The sequence below is a fragment of the Kosakonia sp. S42 genome (assembly GCF_016624785.1).
GTDB lineage: Bacteria > Pseudomonadota > Gammaproteobacteria > Enterobacterales > Enterobacteriaceae > Kosakonia > Kosakonia cowanii.
Genome location: NZ_JACVTW010000027.1, coordinates 1 through 14,673, shown reverse-complemented (window position 1 = coordinate 14,673; position 14,673 = coordinate 1). Strand labels below are relative to the sequence as shown.

Below are 14,673 nucleotides of genomic sequence, written 5' to 3'. Positions count from 1 at the left end.
CTTAGAAAGCTTCCCTCTGAAGAGGAAACGACGCCACAACAGAAGATTGAAAAGGCCGTAATGATTCAGACGCAAATTGAAGGTCTGAGGGATTTCAGCGCATTTTCTCTGAAGCATAATTATTGTTGATAGCGTAGAGAGTACATTCAGGTGCCCCTTTTCATTGTTCATTTCTACAGAAACTAAGCGCCGTTGCTGCAGCTTCCTCACTGTTTCTGGCGCAGTATGCGGCGCCCCAGTCTCCATCCGAATCGGTAGCAAATGCTTTTTCATATCGCTGCGTTTTTTCATACTCGGAAAAAGCTTTTTTTCCGGCAGCATTAAGTGCTGCCGGTGCAATGAGATTTACGACGGGAAGCTTTATTATCTCCTGGAAAGGCTGATGGTTCAGCTTGAGAAAAGTGGCAACGGTATTCCACCAGAAACTCTCAGGCGCTGAATCCATAAAGACATGACCATCCTTCCCATAAGCAGGCATGACGACGAACTGAGTCAGGCTTTTACTCTGCTGGTAGGCATTAAACATCTCTCTGCCTGTATCCGGGGGAAACGACTTATCATTTTCTGCGTAAAGCCACAGCGAAGGGAGCTCCGCTTTTTTTCCGTATTGTGCATAAGATTTCATTAGTCCTGTCTTATCACAGAGTGATTTCCCGTCGACAGCCCCTCTTCCACCATCAAAATTGATAACTGCCTTAACGCCTGACGGGTTTATTGCGCCAGCTGCGATAACAGCAAACCCACCGGCGGACATACCAACCAGCATCGCATTATCAACAGATGCCCATGAGTACCGGCGCACAGCGTCAAGCGCCGCAACCATATTCTGGACGTCCTGTTCTCCGGCCAGGAGATGAGAAGGCTCAATACACGAGTGTCCTGTATATTCTGCAGAGCCACTGGACTGGCCATATCCCTGCCGCAGGACAGCCACTGCAGCATATCCGTGGCGTGCAAACGCGATTGCTGTTGAGGATTACCGATTTGGGTTAAGTATCCAACGATCAAACTCGGCCGTACCGGTAGTTCCGTTGGTGATTAATACAACCGGTAAGGGCTTTTTGCTAACCGGTCGTGTGACGAAAGCATCAAGTATTGCAGGCTGGCCGTTATTTAAAGTGACGGACAGCGTCAGCGGTTCCCTGATCAACCCGCTTATCTGTTGATATTCGGCCTTGTCCGTTAAAGATTCTGTGTGCCCCATTAAACTTATGGTGAAGGCTATCAATAACAAAAAGAAAGATGCTGAGAGGGATATAAAACGGCTGAACATCAGAAGATATCCTTAACTGACCTGGAGATATACGGCTTTGTAGTTGCGTACTTGCAGGAAAACGCTAACGCTGACAATCCCCCTGTATTAATGACTTAAGATTATTAATCCACCAAGTAAATTAAAGAATATTACCGTAAGCAAATATTTAAGGTGGATATCAGCACGTTAAGCAGGTGTGAATGAGATTTCTACACATAATCGTACTACAGCTATCTGACAGGAACAGGCTCTGCGTCAGCCTCCGAATCTTATTGCTCTCGCCTGTAACCCTCAGGGTTCGAATGACTAAATCTGGCACGGAGCTGACGAGTTAACTAAGTTGAAGGTCCGCTGTGAGCGAAAAGCGGACATTGAACACATGAGTCATAGTTAGCACAGGGGTTCTAAGCTGCCGTACTGAACTTGTCGCGATTAAATTTCCGTTGGTGAACTCTCCTGCCGAGAGCAAAAAACTTAGGCTGATAATGCGATGGACATATCCATGCAACGCAGATCTGTTTGGGCAAGCCTTGATGGGGATGTAGTTTCCTTGATAAACATAAAGCCATGCTTTTCGTAGAAAGTTTGCGCGTTTGGTGTTGAGGTCAAGGTTAACTGTTTCAGCCCTCTTTTAATCGCCTCATCTTTAATTGTTTCAATAATCAGGCTGGCAAAACCTTTACCAAAATAATCCGGCAATGTAAAAATAGCTTCCACGCTACCCTCGGTAATATCCAGATACCCCGTTGCCACTATTCCTGCATCAGGCAGCTCGACAACAAAAAAAGGATTTTCCGTAATAACCTCCCTGTAATGTTCAGGCATAGCTTCAGGCGTCCAGGCCTCAAGCACCCTGGCACAGTAACTTGGCTTACATCCTTCTCGGATAGAAAGATTCCTTATATTCCAGCATTCCGCTGCCTCTTCAGGTACTGCAAGTCTGATTTTCATCTGCTCTTCCTTTTCGTCTTATTATATTTATATATTTATCATGAAACGATTTCGTTTCAACATCTTTGTTCAACAAAAGGAAAGTCCGCTTCTGGCACAAAGCGGACTTCCGATATCTGGCTTCCCCTGACAAAGCAACCACACCGTGCCTTCACGCTGGCCCGGCCGCTGCGTCCTGAAGGGTACACTTCGTCCTCATCCTTGTATGTTCAGGGTGACAGTGAGAAGCGTATACACTCATTGTGTTTTACCTGATGTTGCAGCACGTTCGTCGTCCTGGGATATGAGCCCGAGGGTGAGCATCATTGCGCAACATCAGTCTCAGTATTAGCCCGAACAATTGCCCGGGTGTGCAACCAGCCCGTATCTGCAAGGCAGGGAGAACTGAACATGAGTGATAAAACCACTGTCGGAATAGACGTAGCCAAAAACACCCTGGAAGTGTTTATCGACACTACCGGGCAGTTACTGCATCTGGAAAATTCAGCGGCGGGAGTGCTTGAATTGCATAAAGCACTCAGCGGGCTTGTTGTCGCTGGAATAATCATGGAAGCAACAGGCCGGTATCACTGTACTGCTGAATTAATGCTGAGTGCATCGGGTCTGCCAGTCGCGGTAATTAATCCTCGTCAGATAAAGAACTTTGCCAGAGCCATGGGCAGGGTGGCAAAGAGTGACCCCATCGACGCGAGAATCATCTGCGAGTATGGTCGTCGCATGACACCTCAATTCAGACCGGCAAAAAGCGAGCATCACAGCATTTAGCCATACTGCTGATGCGCCGGCGTCAGCTGGTTCAGAGTCGGGTTATGGAAACCAACCGCCTCAGGGAACGATGTGGCATTTACATCGAGCAGGGGATCAAGCGGCACATTAAATGGCTTGATGCTGAGATTGATATACTGGATGCCGGGATTAAGCAACGGCTACGCCAGGATGACACTCTGGCTGCGAAACGTAAGTTGCTCGATAAAGTAAAAGGTATAGGGCCAGTAACGCAGGCCACTCTTTTAATACAACTCCCGGAACTGGGCTCGCTTACGCGCCGACAGGTGTCAGCTCTGGTTGGTGTTTGTCCTTATGACAGGGACAGCGGACAACTCAGGGGGAAGAGGGCGATCTGGGGAGGATGGTCTGGACTGCGCGCGACGCTTTATATGGCCATGCTTTCAGCAGTTCGTTTCAACCCTCAAATCAGGGCATTTTATGATGGATTACTTGCGAGAGGAAAACCGAAAAAAGTGGCTCTGACGGCCTGTATAAGGAAATTTGTCACCATACTCAATGCGATGTTTCGTGATCAAAAAGACTGGGTTTATGAGGGCGCGAGCAGTCCGGGTACTTAGTCTTGAAAACTTCCATCCTTGCCTGACCCTGAACGATTTCAGCAGACGCTTCCCGGACAGTCTGCTGTGTGTCATGAATGAACGATCATGATAACGCTGGTAAATCACAAAAGAATACATACGGCATGGTACTGGAAACAAGGATATGTATATATTAACAGCACTTGTTCCAGGAAAGGTAAGTTAGATGAATAGCTCAGTCGAAGGGATATGTCTGGATGTATGCACAAATCCGGGGGCAGGACAACTGCTGCCTATTGAGGAGGGACTTAATCATTTTAACGACTTAATGACAGGTATAAGCGATCGGCAGCCATTATCTGTATTAATAAAATCAAGCGACACCGGTGAAGTGCTGGGAGGTATGCAAGGACGTTCCTCTTTAGGCCTGCTTTTTATCGACCTTTTCTATCTGCCACCAGAGTTGCGGAGAAGAGGGCTTGGTACAGATATCCTTTATCGCTTTGAGGAAGAAGGTAGAAAAAGAGGCTGTACTGCAGCATTTTTGTATACGATAAGCTTCCAGGCTCCTGAGTTCTACAAAAAACACGGCTGGAAAGAGTTCGGACGTATTGAGTGCAAACCAGAAGGTACTAGCCGGATATTTATGAGTAAGACCTTATAGAAAAGATCTGCTTTTCGTCCCGGCTGACTTCGTGAATCTACAGAGGGTCCGCTTTGTGCCAAAAGCAGAAGTTGAAGAATCATTTTTGCGAGCAAAATATAACAATACTTTGATGGCGCAGCGGGCATCACTACCTTAAAAGAGGATATGTAAGAGGGATTGATTGAAGTCCGGAATCCGGACGTGGGTTTATCGATGATGGAGCCGAGTTGAGATATACGATATGAAGAGGCCAATAGTGCACAAAAATGATCGTCTGCCAGCGCAGAGAACAAACCTCTCTACACCTGAAGCACGGCAGCGCGTTATCAATGGACTTGCTACGACGGCTAAAGCTGACTTCGTCTCCTTAGTTCACTGGCTGAAAGTAGGTAAACAGAATGGTGAACCTATTCCATTAGCTAAATGTGAAAGTCTTCGCATCGTTATTCTTAATCTTCAGACCCTTAAAGCCGGTGTACAAACCGACTGGAAGCAGGTGCTCCAGTTGATGGAGAAAGAAATCAAAAAAAGCCATGAACTGAAAGCCTCAGATCCTGCTCCATCGCAGATTGTTACTGGTGTTCTGAGGAATCTTAATGACATCAGCGAGAAGATAGCTTCGGGTAATGCTAATCCCGAGATGCTTGGCAGGCTCGAAAATATGCAGAAAATGGTTGCCAACCTTGAGGGCGGTGAGGATCTGCTTAATAGCATCAGCATACTAACCCGAAATGCACAGGATACTTTGCGTGGATATAGCAAGAAGCAGCCGAATTCAAAAATTAGGAAGCCTGAAAAAGTAAATCCTACACTTCGTGACGAGCAATCTTTCCGGGCCGAGTGTGCCCCTTTGATAGGGGAAAGCGATATTTTCATAATCGCGAGTTGCCTTATTTCTATGTCGGCGCGGTTGGGACAGTCCCCTGTCACTCTAGCTAAAAGAGCAGTTGCTTTAAAAGGTGTCATAAAAACTGAGCTTTTGCCCGAACTGCTTGAGTTACTTCAGCAGGATGTAGAGTTGAATGTCTTAGTGCCGCTTCCCAGAGTCAAAGATGACAATACTCGTAGTGATGGGGGTAAGCTTGTTGGGTTGACAGGGGTCGTTGAAGGAGGTTCGTCAATCGGTGTGGAAGCGCAGCGAATTATTACCGCAGAACTTAAAAAATTCGCGCATATCTCTGGAGTTCAGCGCATTTATCTGGATACAGCTCGTTTAGGACTGGCTTTGGAAAACGATACGTTTAAGGTTATCGAGGAGGTTAAACGCATCGCTGTGGTGCATGACTGGAGCCCATTATCCGTTGCAGCGTATGCGACTTATAAAACGCCTGGTATCAGACCAGAAATAGCCGGTGATGTGATTACTTTACTGGCACAGGATGAGACTCTTTCAGCGACCGTCAGACGATAACTTTATTTGTATTAGCTCAGATTTGGCCTGACATAGGTGTGGCGCAGGGCCAGACTTAATCTGACAGTCCGCTCAGTGCCAGAAGCGGACGTTGGAGTGCCAGAGACTCCCTAAAAGTTGAAAGTTCGTTTTGCAGGGGTACTTACAGACCCAAACGTAGGAAAAGAAAAATGGGTCAGACGATTTCTCATCTGGCTCCTTGTTTTGTTGGGGCGCCCCTGTTGGGTTTGAACCAGCGACCAAACGATTATGAGCCCGATTTTGAAGTGATAATAATCAGTAACTTACTGATTATGCGAGTTTCTTCAGGCCGAATAGTGTTGAAAAGTTGTATGTAGTGTTGCGTTCAACAGCCAAAAGTGCCTAATGCAAAGTTTATGATTGTTAAGTCTAATTGGTGTTTAGTAAGGATATAGACTGTTAAGCAGTTTAACTTATTCGAATAATTATATTTTTAATTTGACGCGGGCGCAGTTACCTGTCTCGCGTCAAAATTAATTTAAATGTTAAATATCTTTATTTGAAGATATTCATCTTTTACTACATGAATTCTATCTTGATAACTTTTTGATCTAGGAAAAACTCGCCAAGATGTAAAATCTTCTGATAAAAGCTCTTTCTTTCCATTTGCGACTCTAAACAATTCGTCGTTTTCAGTCTCAATAAACTTTCCAGCAGCGATATTTTTTAGTTTTAATATTGCATCGCTTTCATTTAATTCCCAGCCTTTGACTTCTACCCAACTGCCAGATTTGAAATGAAATCTTTTATTATTTGAATCTACAGCATATAGCCTACTGCCTTCGAACCATGAGTGCTGTATTTCACTTTTAGAAATATCTTTTGCTGTCTCGTTATTTAGAATGGCTGCTATTTTTCTTATGTCATCTTCGGTTATTTCATTCTGATTTTTTTTGTTGTTGTTTTTAAATCTAGAGTCACTATCTATTGAGTCAAACATATACATTGATTTATTATTTAACCCATCCAGAATTGCTAAAGTGGAGTTGGAACTCCATTCACAGTCTAAGCAAATATTACTATCGATAACTTTCTCTTTATTTTTATGGAAGCCAATTTTTTGTAACTGCTCTACACCATTATTCATTATTTCAAGCGCACCATTATCACCTGCGGCAAGAATAGTTCTTCCCCAAGAACCTGTGCTGAGACCAAAAACTTTTGCTTCTTTCCATAGCGGGATAAGTTGGTTAAATTTCATAACCTTACCATTATCCCATTCTTCCAAGAATGGCAAAGAAACAAGGCCGCGCTCTGAAGAAATATAGAGTATATTATCTTTTACATCTAAATCAGTGTTCCATACATCTAAATCGCAACAAGTTCCTTTTTGATTCTTTTCAAGAAATTCTTTTTCAAAAAAAATTGTTATATCCTGTTCAATTATTGAGTTATTTTCTTCTCTGCAGTCAAGAATCTTTTTGTGAAAACTAGAATGACTTGAATATAATCTAAAGTAACTATCTACCAAATTTCTCCAGCTATAAGAACAAAGAATTCCATTTGTATCAACTGTGAATAGAACTCCAGAATATATAAATGAGTCAATAAAATCGCCAGCGATATTTATATTAATTTCAGCCATTATATTTCCCCGTTATCTAGGTTTGTTCAATTTCATGATTGATCTTTTAGGGATGCCGGGTGTCTGGCTCCAAACTTTAAAAACTTCACTACATGGAGAGTCAGTAAGAACATTCACAGGGTAGCCGTGCCAATAATTTTCTCTGTGTTCAACGAATTTAGCTATGACAAGCTCTGTATATTTCTTACCTTTAGGCACATAGCGAGGGCGATGATCTTCACCTAAAGTTTCCAAAGTATTGTCTACGGCTCTTAAAGACCAGATGATTTTATCCTGAAACCAATGAGCATTAAAACCATCCAAGAATACTTGTTTCTCTTCTTGAGGAGTGATCACCCATCTACTCTTTTTATTTTTATTCCAGTTAGGATCTCTGTGATCACTTTTACACTCATAATTAGGTAAGCACATGTTTTATTCCTTTAAAAATCAATCGGTTTTCATAATAATTATATTTTCATGCGATTGAAGTCAGTGGTCAAGAGCTTTAGCTTTATAAAACTGTAGCTGTACCACCATCTACGATAAGCAATTGAAAATTCGAATCTAATTTAATCCTACTTGATTTAAGGGGGTTAGTAATGAAGCCTCTGCGGAATGGTGAGGTGCAAAATGTGCATGCCGCATCTGATCTTACCCACCAATAGTGGGCACGGGCTAAGCGAGTAAAGTTCCGCCCCTCGTTCACAGCAGGCCTTCAGCTCAGTCAGCCTGTCTGATTAGTCCCAATAACTGAAGTTTCTAACCTATGTCCTTATTATTCAGCAGAGAGCAGGTCATAGATATAATTGAAGGTAGTAGGAGGCGTCAGCCTCTTTCTGATATAGCCTCAGTTGCTATCCTGATAAGCATGCCAGTTACAAAAGGTTATTAACTTTGCCCGGTGTATATATCAACACCGGGCATATATATCCGTTCAACTGCTGGCCTGAATCAAACCATCAAAGCATTCCGTACTTCTGTTCACGCGCCTCAAAGGCGTGTCGTCCGCCTTCCAGTACGTCACAGATGGCCTTACGCATGCTGTTTTCCTGCCCGTGCTCACCGTGCTCCAACGCGCCACTACGGTAGCTGATAATTTCATCCTCATTACTGGCCACAATTACCTGCTCGGCATCACAGTTTACAACCAAGTTAGCATTGTGGGTCACAATGATGACCTGGCGATACAGTTTGATTTTACGGAAAAGCGGAACGAGTTGGCGCATAATAAAGTCATTATCGAGGTCGTCTTCTGGCTGGTCAAAAACGAATGGCGAACCGAACGTGTCGGTCGCCAGCTTAAGGCAAACGTAGAATGTTCCGCGCTGTCCGGCAGACAACTTATCCACGGTTTTCCCTTTATACTCAAACTCAGCTCTGACCCTAAGATAGCTTCTGATGTGATCCGGAGCGTAAAGAAATCGCAGCAGCGCGTAAGGCCCCTGGCTGTTGAAATACTCCGTTCTCCAGAAGAATGTCTCAAGCGTGATTTTTTTGCTAGGTTCCTCGGGAAGCTCAATAATTGCGTCCCCCCGCACGAGCGCCACAAAGTCATCAATGCTCCTGACGCCCAACAGCTGAGCTAGCTTTTCCGTACCCGACTGCTCACCTGCGGTACGGAACCGTCCCCTATTGAGCCGCTCAAGAATACCGTTGTAAAAGACCGCTAAGTCAAAGTGAGGCTGTCCATAAATTCGAATATCAGTCAGGATTTCCTTTATCAACGCCCGCTGAGCTGGAACAAGATGTGGTTTTTCAGCCAGTGCAGCAAAGCAGGTATCTATCGCCGTTTTCTGCTCTAAGAGCTGGCGGACATACGTTTCCGTCAAGATCTTCCGTTGCCGGACATCATTATTATACTGCGTGATACGCTGCTGTATTTCGCCATCCCTGAGATTTGCCTGCTGAATGTCCCGCTGGTAGCCTTGGATTTTTTCTAGCACGCCCGAGATATCCTGTTCAATACCTTGCTCTCTGAATTCACGGGTGATCCGAAAGTTATCCTCGCCTGTCTGCGTTATCTGCGTCTGTAGTGCCCCCATATAAGCTATGACCTTAGCCTTCACTTCTGACAGATCTAATGGCAGCACTGGCACCACGCCTGAGGGCACCGAATTCATCTCGGCCAGCAAGGTATTCAGGGTGGTTTCCGCGGTTTCTGCTTCCCGCATAAATGCGTTTCCTGCATTTAAACCCTGTGTCAGTGAGGTAGTGCGTAGGCTGTTAGCCTGAAACCGCTCAATTAGCGCTTTGTTCTTTTCACTGGTAAGCGTGCTGATTTTACCTTGGGCTACCCTGATCACATCAACCTGGTGCTCCCGCGTATTGATGTAGTGCTGCTGTTCATCCTGGGCTGAATAATATTCGCGAAAAGTCCGGTAGGCATTAAGGTTATCGTCAAGCCCTGCTCGCAGTTCGTCAGGCACTTCACTGTCGGCCAGGCGCAGCATTTTTTTAATTTCATCGCTGATGAGGCCGGGCTGCTGGCATAGTGTTTTGATTTCTCCCTGCGAAACGTGAAGATAGTCATAATTTTCGGTGCGGGCATCGAACCGTATCTTTTCCCCATTGGCTCTATCCAGCACAACGGCAAGGTGCTGCACGCTGACCTCGCGCTCCTCGCTACCGCGCGCGGCAGTGCCTGCAAAGAATGAGCGCAGTGCGTCAAGCAGCAGACTCTTTCCGGTACCTCGACCGCCAATAATCGCCACCATGTCCCTATTCAGTGGAATATCAAGCTTTCTGAACTTGATTGATTGCCCGTTGAAAATGGTGCCTTCAACCTCAATATTGCTGAAGTAGATTTTAGGAATTATCCTTTCCGGCCAGTCATCACCCATCTGTAGGCGGCCTTCGGGCTCCAGTAGCGCCTGGCGGAGCCCCTCAAACGTGGGCTTTGCCTTGACCCAAGTGTAGGCCCTTCCGATATGTTCTAACCGGTGAGCGTCTGAACAAAGAAAAACCGGCTTAACCGAAGCCCCTGGATAACGCGAGGTCGTAAGGAAATACTCCCTGTCGGGTAACCCGCCAAAAATGATGTTTCCCTGCCGGTCTATTTCAGTGGCAATAGCTGCCGAACGTCCGGTTGCACCTGGACGGTAACCGCCATAACCATTAGGGCAAACTGCAACGACGTAATCAAGAAAGGGCCTCATCACTGATGAAAGATGCCCGAGCAGTTGGCTAAGGTCCACAACAATAGTATCTACATCATGCCCGCTTTCACGCACGCTGCTTTCACAGGCATAGACCGCTTTCCCGCTTCCATCGGTCAGCTTCAGAGGAAGTCTGGAGAGAGTGTCATTTATTCTTTCGGTGCTGAGCTTGTCGGAAAACAGGACGTGCACGTTGATAAACGTACCTTCCTTATTCTGCTGGTCTAGACGAAACTCAACGTTGCCCAGAACCGTAACGTTCAGGCCCTGACGGGCAACTTCATCCCTGATCGTTTCAAGTTCATTCTGGCGGAAGTAAAAATAGTTGGTAAGGCCGATTAAAGTCAGCTGATGCTCGCCGATTTTTCTAACAAAAGCTTCAGCGTCACAGCTGCCAGAGTACATGTTGGCCAGCCAGGTCATCGGGCTGTGCAGATGTAGATCCCACTTGTTCCATTCCGATCCTTTCATGCAGAGAAACTCCATCTCGTTGAGATTAATCTTAATGGCATGATAAGAGGAGTTAAGCGCGAGTGCTATAAAATTGAGCAGCACATGAAGTTCAGGTTATAAGATGGACCTACTCACCGTTGATGAAGGCACCTCAATATTAGTCATGTAGTTGTTGGGGTTGCGAACTTCCGCTTCTCGCTCATAGCGGACTTTCTTTGAATAATCTTCTGCCTCACTGCACTTCGTCAAATCTCATCTCAATCAAATGTTGTTCGCATAAGTTGTATTGACTTCGAACACAACTGCTCACCCGGTCCCCGGCGTTCACGGTGCATTCAGCCCGCTCACGCCGGCGCATGCGGCTTCCGGTGATGCCCTTCGTCCTCCACTTTTCGCCGGGCTGTTGTGTCGGCACGGCGCAACGGGTGCCGCATCAGAGGAGATATAACATGCAGAAATTAACGCGCGTCACGCTCAGTACCGGTGAAATGGCCATTTATCTTGATGGCTGGTACCTGACCAGTACCTGAGACGGCGATCACGCACAGGGGCTCGATGACGTGGTGACAGGCCTGCTGAATATGCCCGGCATGCGCCTGGAGGATATCGAGGCTGAGTGTCCGGCACAGGCGGACTGGTGCTGGAATGATGTCGCCGCCGTCGTGTTTGCAGGGCCGCAGCCGCGCCCCGGTGCCTGCACCGTGGCGGCATTCATTGCACGGCTGTCACAGTATCCGGCAGACGCCCTGTGCTGCGGCACGTTCTGGCTGCAGGAGGATTTCCTCACGCTCGATGCACAGCTGACGGAGGAGCAGGTGGGGCAGGCGATGGAAGTGGCAGAGGACAGCCATGATGCTGATATCGGGTTCAACCGGGAGCACCTGCGCTACGCAATAAACGCGGTGAAACGCCCTTAACCATCCCCTCCGTGTTCGCCGGGCGGTTTTCCCGGTGAATGCGGAGGCCGCCGGCGCGGGCGGCAGGGAGCCCGCCGCCAGTGCAGCGCGCTGGCCACCGCTTCAGTGCCTGAAGGACGTCGCTGCGCTCCATCACTCTGCCACCGTCCGTCCTGACGTCCGGCCCGTGGCGGGCAGAAAGTGCCGTGCCCTCACGGTAGCCGGGCTGGCTCGCCGGCAAGGGAAGCTTCGCCGTCATGCTCACCCGTTCCCCGCCGTGCGCGGGACATTCAGTCCGCTCCGGCGGCGCGTGCGGCCTGCGCTGACGCCCCTGCCTTCTCGCCCGGACGCCCGTCTGTGTGGAGGTCACGGCACCACAGGGGTGCCCCTACAGACTGAGGAGCAACATGTCCCGATTCATGCAGGGCGACAGCGTGCAGCTGATGGCCACCTTTCCGGATTCCAGCATCGATTTCATCCTGACCGATCCGCCGTACCTCGTCCGCTTTAAGGACCGGTCCGGGCGCTCGATCGCGGGCGACGTGAGCGACGAATGGGTACGCCCGGCCAGTCAGGAGATGTTCCGCGTCCTGAAAAACAACAGCTTGGCCGTGAGCTTCTACGGCTGGAACCGCGTGGACACCTTCATGCAGGCATGGAAAGCCGCAGGCTTCCGGGTGGTCGGTCATCTGGTTTTCACCAAATCCTATGCCTCGAAGTCGGCGTTTGTGGGCTATCAGCACGAAAGCGCCTACGTGCTGGCGAAGGGCCGCCCGGCACTTCCGCAGAACCCGCTGCCGGACGTGATGCCCTGGGAATACACCGGCAACCGTCATCACCCGACAGAAAAGCCTGTCAGTATCCTGCGCCCGCTCATCGAGAGCTTCACCCGCCCCGGCGACCTGGTGCTCGATCCGTTCGCGGGCAGCGGCTCAACCTGCGTGGCCGCTGACCAGTGTGGCCGGCGATGGATTGGTATCGAGCTGCTGCCACAGTACCACGCCGCCGCGCTGCGACGGATCGGAGAGCAACGCGCCCGGCAGCGCCCCGTTGCCGCCTGATATCCGCCCTCCACATACACGACGGGCGGCAGCGTCGCCCGCAGAACCGAATCAGGAAGAGAAAAATCATGATGTACGGCACCCGTAAAGAACTGAATAAAAAACTCAAACGCGCCTTTGGTGACAATGAAAAATTTGCACTGCTGGTCTGGACCCGTGAAACCATCGCCGGCGCGGCAGAGGACATGACGGAACAGGAAGCGGAAAGCATTCTTGAGCAGATCGGCAGCACCGGCGGCGGCGATCATGCGGAAGAGGGAATTTCTTTTGCCACGGTGCTGGAACTGCTGGCCGGCCTGCGTACCGCACCGGCGGGGCAGGGCGCTGCGGCCACGCCGCCAGGTGACTTTATAACGCAGGTGGCCGGTATCGAGGAGGCGCTTTATGAGCTTCATCTGCGGCTGTGGAACCTGACAAAAGACAATCTGTACCGGGATGCGTCCCCGGTGCAGAAAATGGCGGGGATGCTGACGGAGCACATGGACATGCAGCTCCTGGAGGTTTACCGGCGGGCCGCCGAACTGAGGAAGCATCTGGCATAGCACTGAACGGGGTGGTTAATTTATGACCACCTCTTCTTTCTTCAATGTGGGCGCGGGCGGCGGGCCGTTATCCACAGGTTAATGCCCGGTCTGTGCAGCCCGGCAGTGGAAAAGACCGTCGCTGCGCTCCCCTCATACCAGGCCGCGCCGTGGCGCGTCCGGAGCTCCCCGCCGTGCCTTCACTGTACCCCGGTGGTCCTGGCCTGCAAGGGTTCGCTTCGCCGTCATCCTCGCCCGTTCCCCGGCATTCGCGGGGCATTCAGCCCGCTCATCCCGGCGCATGCGGCCTGCGGTGTCGCCCCTGCATGCCGGACTGATCACCGGGTGTCGTGCCGGCACGGCGCAACGGGCGCCGGCACCACAGGATATGTAAACGTGAAAGAAATCATTAACGATCTGACCCTCAGCCAGATGATGGATCTGCTCTGCCATATCCTCCGCTGCCCCGGTACGCACCGCCATCCCGGCAGTTATCTCCCGCCGCAGGGGGCGGTCTGCCTGATAATGGAGAGTCCGGGTGAAACCGTATGCCTCTGGATGCTGGACGGGTGGCCGGACGCGGTGACGGTCCCTGAAAGCGGGTTTGTGTATGTCACCGGTGCACGCCCGTAACGGATAACCGGGCAGTAATACCAGGTGACCGCCGGCGCGGTCGCCTGGTCTGCAATAAGGCGGTCGTTGCACTCCGCATTCACAGGCCCGGCACACCGGGCCGGGGCTTCAGTCCGTGCCGCGACGGCATTTGCCGTGCCTCTACTTTAGCCCGAACGCTCAGGATGCAAGGGCTTCATCCTCGCCCGGTCGCAGTGTTATGAATGACTGAGTGGCGTCTTCCCGTCGTTATCCCGCTCATTTTTCGCGGGATAACCGTCCAGCCACCCCCCGCTTTTTATCTGCGCTGCGGCCTGCGGTGCTTCCCTTGCATCCTTCGCTCGCAGTCGGGCTGACGTGTCGGCACGGCAAAAGCCGGATCTGTACACCACTTTAACGACGGAGGATGTGATGAATACAAAGGCAATGCATACAGAGGCGGTTCTGCTTAAGGGCGCACAACGACTGACCTTTTTACCTGCACTCTTCGGACGGGATTTCGTGATGAGCGAGTCCTCCGTCTATGGCTACGCCACGAAATACATTGATAACTATCAGGGCGGGAGCTGGGAATTTTACCGCCTGCCGGGTGGCGGCGGCTTCATGGTGCCGGAGATGGATTCCGCGTTTTTCAGCAACCCGCATAACGGCTTTGAGTGCGAACTCAGCGCGGAGGCGGCGGGGATCATCATCACCGCTCTGGTGCTCAGTCACCGGATGTTTGTTCATCACCACCACGACCAGGAAGAGTTGTGTCACCTCTTCTGCCAGCGTTACGGCCAGCTGATGGCCTGGGCTGAAACCCACTTTGAGGCAG

The 14,673-nt window shown here is 49.5% G+C and carries 15 protein-coding genes; 9 read left to right on the top strand and 6 right to left on the bottom strand.

Annotated elements, in window-relative coordinates:
* Nucleotides 1-160: 160 nt before the first annotated feature.
* The 3 genes from IAE50_RS20655 to IAE50_RS20650 form a co-directional block, all read right to left on the bottom strand.
* Nucleotides 161-964: a dienelactone hydrolase family protein gene (locus IAE50_RS20655; RefSeq protein ID WP_309228101.1), complete on the bottom strand. Its 804-nt coding sequence runs from the start codon at nt 962-964 to the stop codon at nt 161-163.
* A gap of 12 nt (nt 965-976) precedes the next feature.
* A complete protein-coding gene (locus tag IAE50_RS26655; RefSeq protein WP_309228099.1) occupies nt 977-1,273 on the bottom strand; it encodes a hypothetical protein in 297 nt (98 codons plus the stop codon).
* 456 nt (nt 1,274-1,729) lie between these two features.
* Entirely contained in the window at nt 1,730-2,206 is a 477-nt protein-coding gene (locus tag IAE50_RS20650) for a GNAT family N-acetyltransferase (RefSeq protein WP_200581124.1), read from the bottom strand.
* Between the two features lie 390 nt (nt 2,207-2,596).
* On the opposite strand from IAE50_RS20650, the gene IAE50_RS26090 reads away from it, so the two are divergent.
* The 4 genes from IAE50_RS26090 to IAE50_RS20635 all read left to right on the top strand — a co-directional run bounded on the left by IAE50_RS26090 (nt 2,597) and on the right by IAE50_RS20635 (nt 5,570).
* Entirely contained in the window at nt 2,597-2,971 is a 375-nt protein-coding gene (locus IAE50_RS26090) for a transposase (RefSeq protein WP_234467260.1), read from the top strand.
* Between the two features lie 44 nt (nt 2,972-3,015).
* Nucleotides 3,016-3,552: a transposase gene (locus IAE50_RS26085; protein WP_234467259.1), complete on the top strand. Its 537-nt coding sequence runs from the start codon at nt 3,016-3,018 to the stop codon at nt 3,550-3,552.
* 187 nt (nt 3,553-3,739) lie between these two features.
* Nucleotides 3,740-4,177, top strand: a complete 438-nt coding sequence (locus tag IAE50_RS20640) for a GNAT family N-acetyltransferase (RefSeq protein WP_200581123.1) — start codon at nt 3,740-3,742, stop codon at nt 4,175-4,177.
* Between the two features lie 238 nt (nt 4,178-4,415).
* Nucleotides 4,416-5,570: a hypothetical protein gene (locus IAE50_RS20635; RefSeq protein ID WP_309228098.1), complete on the top strand. Its 1,155-nt coding sequence runs from the start codon at nt 4,416-4,418 to the stop codon at nt 5,568-5,570.
* Nucleotides 5,571-6,069: 499 nt separating this feature from the next.
* Here IAE50_RS20635 and IAE50_RS20630 read toward each other — a convergent pair whose 3' ends face one another.
* From IAE50_RS20630 to IAE50_RS20620, 3 genes are all read right to left on the bottom strand, one after another.
* Nucleotides 6,070-7,176 (bottom strand): hypothetical protein, encoded by a 1,107-nt coding sequence (locus IAE50_RS20630; protein ID WP_200581121.1) that lies wholly within the window; start codon nt 7,174-7,176, stop codon nt 6,070-6,072.
* Between the two features lie 12 nt (nt 7,177-7,188).
* Nucleotides 7,189-7,587 carry a hypothetical protein gene (locus IAE50_RS20625; RefSeq protein WP_200581120.1) on the bottom strand — a complete coding sequence of 133 codons (399 nt, stop codon included), beginning with the start codon at nt 7,585-7,587 and terminating at the stop codon, nt 7,189-7,191.
* 530 nt (nt 7,588-8,117) lie between these two features.
* Nucleotides 8,118-10,784, bottom strand: a complete 2,667-nt coding sequence (locus tag IAE50_RS20620) for a TrlF family AAA-like ATPase (protein WP_200581159.1) — start codon at nt 10,782-10,784, stop codon at nt 8,118-8,120.
* 542 nt (nt 10,785-11,326) lie between these two features.
* Between IAE50_RS20620 and IAE50_RS20615 the strand changes: the two genes are divergently transcribed.
* The 5 genes from IAE50_RS20615 to IAE50_RS20590 all read left to right on the top strand — a co-directional run.
* Nucleotides 11,327-11,683 (top strand): hypothetical protein, encoded by a 357-nt coding sequence (locus tag IAE50_RS20615; protein ID WP_234467258.1) that lies wholly within the window; start codon nt 11,327-11,329, stop codon nt 11,681-11,683.
* Between the two features lie 386 nt (nt 11,684-12,069).
* Nucleotides 12,070-12,723 (top strand): DNA methyltransferase, encoded by a 654-nt coding sequence (locus IAE50_RS20610; protein ID WP_200581119.1) that lies wholly within the window; start codon nt 12,070-12,072, stop codon nt 12,721-12,723.
* A gap of 68 nt (nt 12,724-12,791) precedes the next feature.
* The gene (locus IAE50_RS26080) at nt 12,792-13,265 is read left to right on the top strand and encodes a DUF1380 family protein (protein ID WP_234467257.1); all 474 of its coding nucleotides are present in this window, start codon (nt 12,792-12,794) and stop codon (nt 13,263-13,265) included.
* Nucleotides 13,266-13,640: 375 nt separating this feature from the next.
* Complete coding sequence (locus tag IAE50_RS20595) at nt 13,641-13,877, top strand: hypothetical protein (RefSeq protein ID WP_200581118.1); 237 nt, start codon at nt 13,641-13,643, stop codon at nt 13,875-13,877.
* A 390-nt stretch (nt 13,878-14,267) separates the two neighbouring features.
* Nucleotides 14,268-14,673, top strand: a 406-nt coding sequence (locus IAE50_RS20590) for an antirestriction protein (RefSeq protein WP_200581117.1), incomplete at its 3' end; no start/stop codon positions are given.

What these genes read in the sequence shown, in the direction of transcription:
- IAE50_RS26085 (WP_234467259.1), top strand. Translation starts at nt 3,016, where the DNA reads ATGGAAACCAACCGCCTCAGGGAACGATGTGGCATTTACATCGAGCAG.
- IAE50_RS20650 (WP_200581124.1), bottom strand. Translation starts at nt 2,206, where the DNA reads ATGAAAATCAGACTTGCAGTACCTGAAGAGGCAGCGGAATGCTGGAAT.
- IAE50_RS20620 (WP_200581159.1), bottom strand. Translation starts at nt 10,784, where the DNA reads ATGAAAGGATCGGAATGGAACAAGTGGGATCTACATCTGCACAGCCCG.
- IAE50_RS26655 (WP_309228099.1), bottom strand. Translation starts at nt 1,273, where the DNA reads ATGTTCAGCCGTTTTATATCCCTCTCAGCATCTTTCTTTTTGTTATTG.
- IAE50_RS26090 (WP_234467260.1), top strand. Translation starts at nt 2,597, where the DNA reads ATGAGTGATAAAACCACTGTCGGAATAGACGTAGCCAAAAACACCCTG.
- IAE50_RS26080 (WP_234467257.1), top strand. Translation starts at nt 12,792, where the DNA reads ATGATGTACGGCACCCGTAAAGAACTGAATAAAAAACTCAAACGCGCC.
- IAE50_RS20640 (WP_200581123.1), top strand. Translation starts at nt 3,740, where the DNA reads ATGAATAGCTCAGTCGAAGGGATATGTCTGGATGTATGCACAAATCCG.
- IAE50_RS20625 (WP_200581120.1), bottom strand. Translation starts at nt 7,587, where the DNA reads ATGTGCTTACCTAATTATGAGTGTAAAAGTGATCACAGAGATCCTAAC.
- IAE50_RS20630 (WP_200581121.1), bottom strand. Translation starts at nt 7,176, where the DNA reads ATGGCTGAAATTAATATAAATATCGCTGGCGATTTTATTGACTCATTT.
- IAE50_RS20610 (WP_200581119.1), top strand. Translation starts at nt 12,070, where the DNA reads ATGTCCCGATTCATGCAGGGCGACAGCGTGCAGCTGATGGCCACCTTT.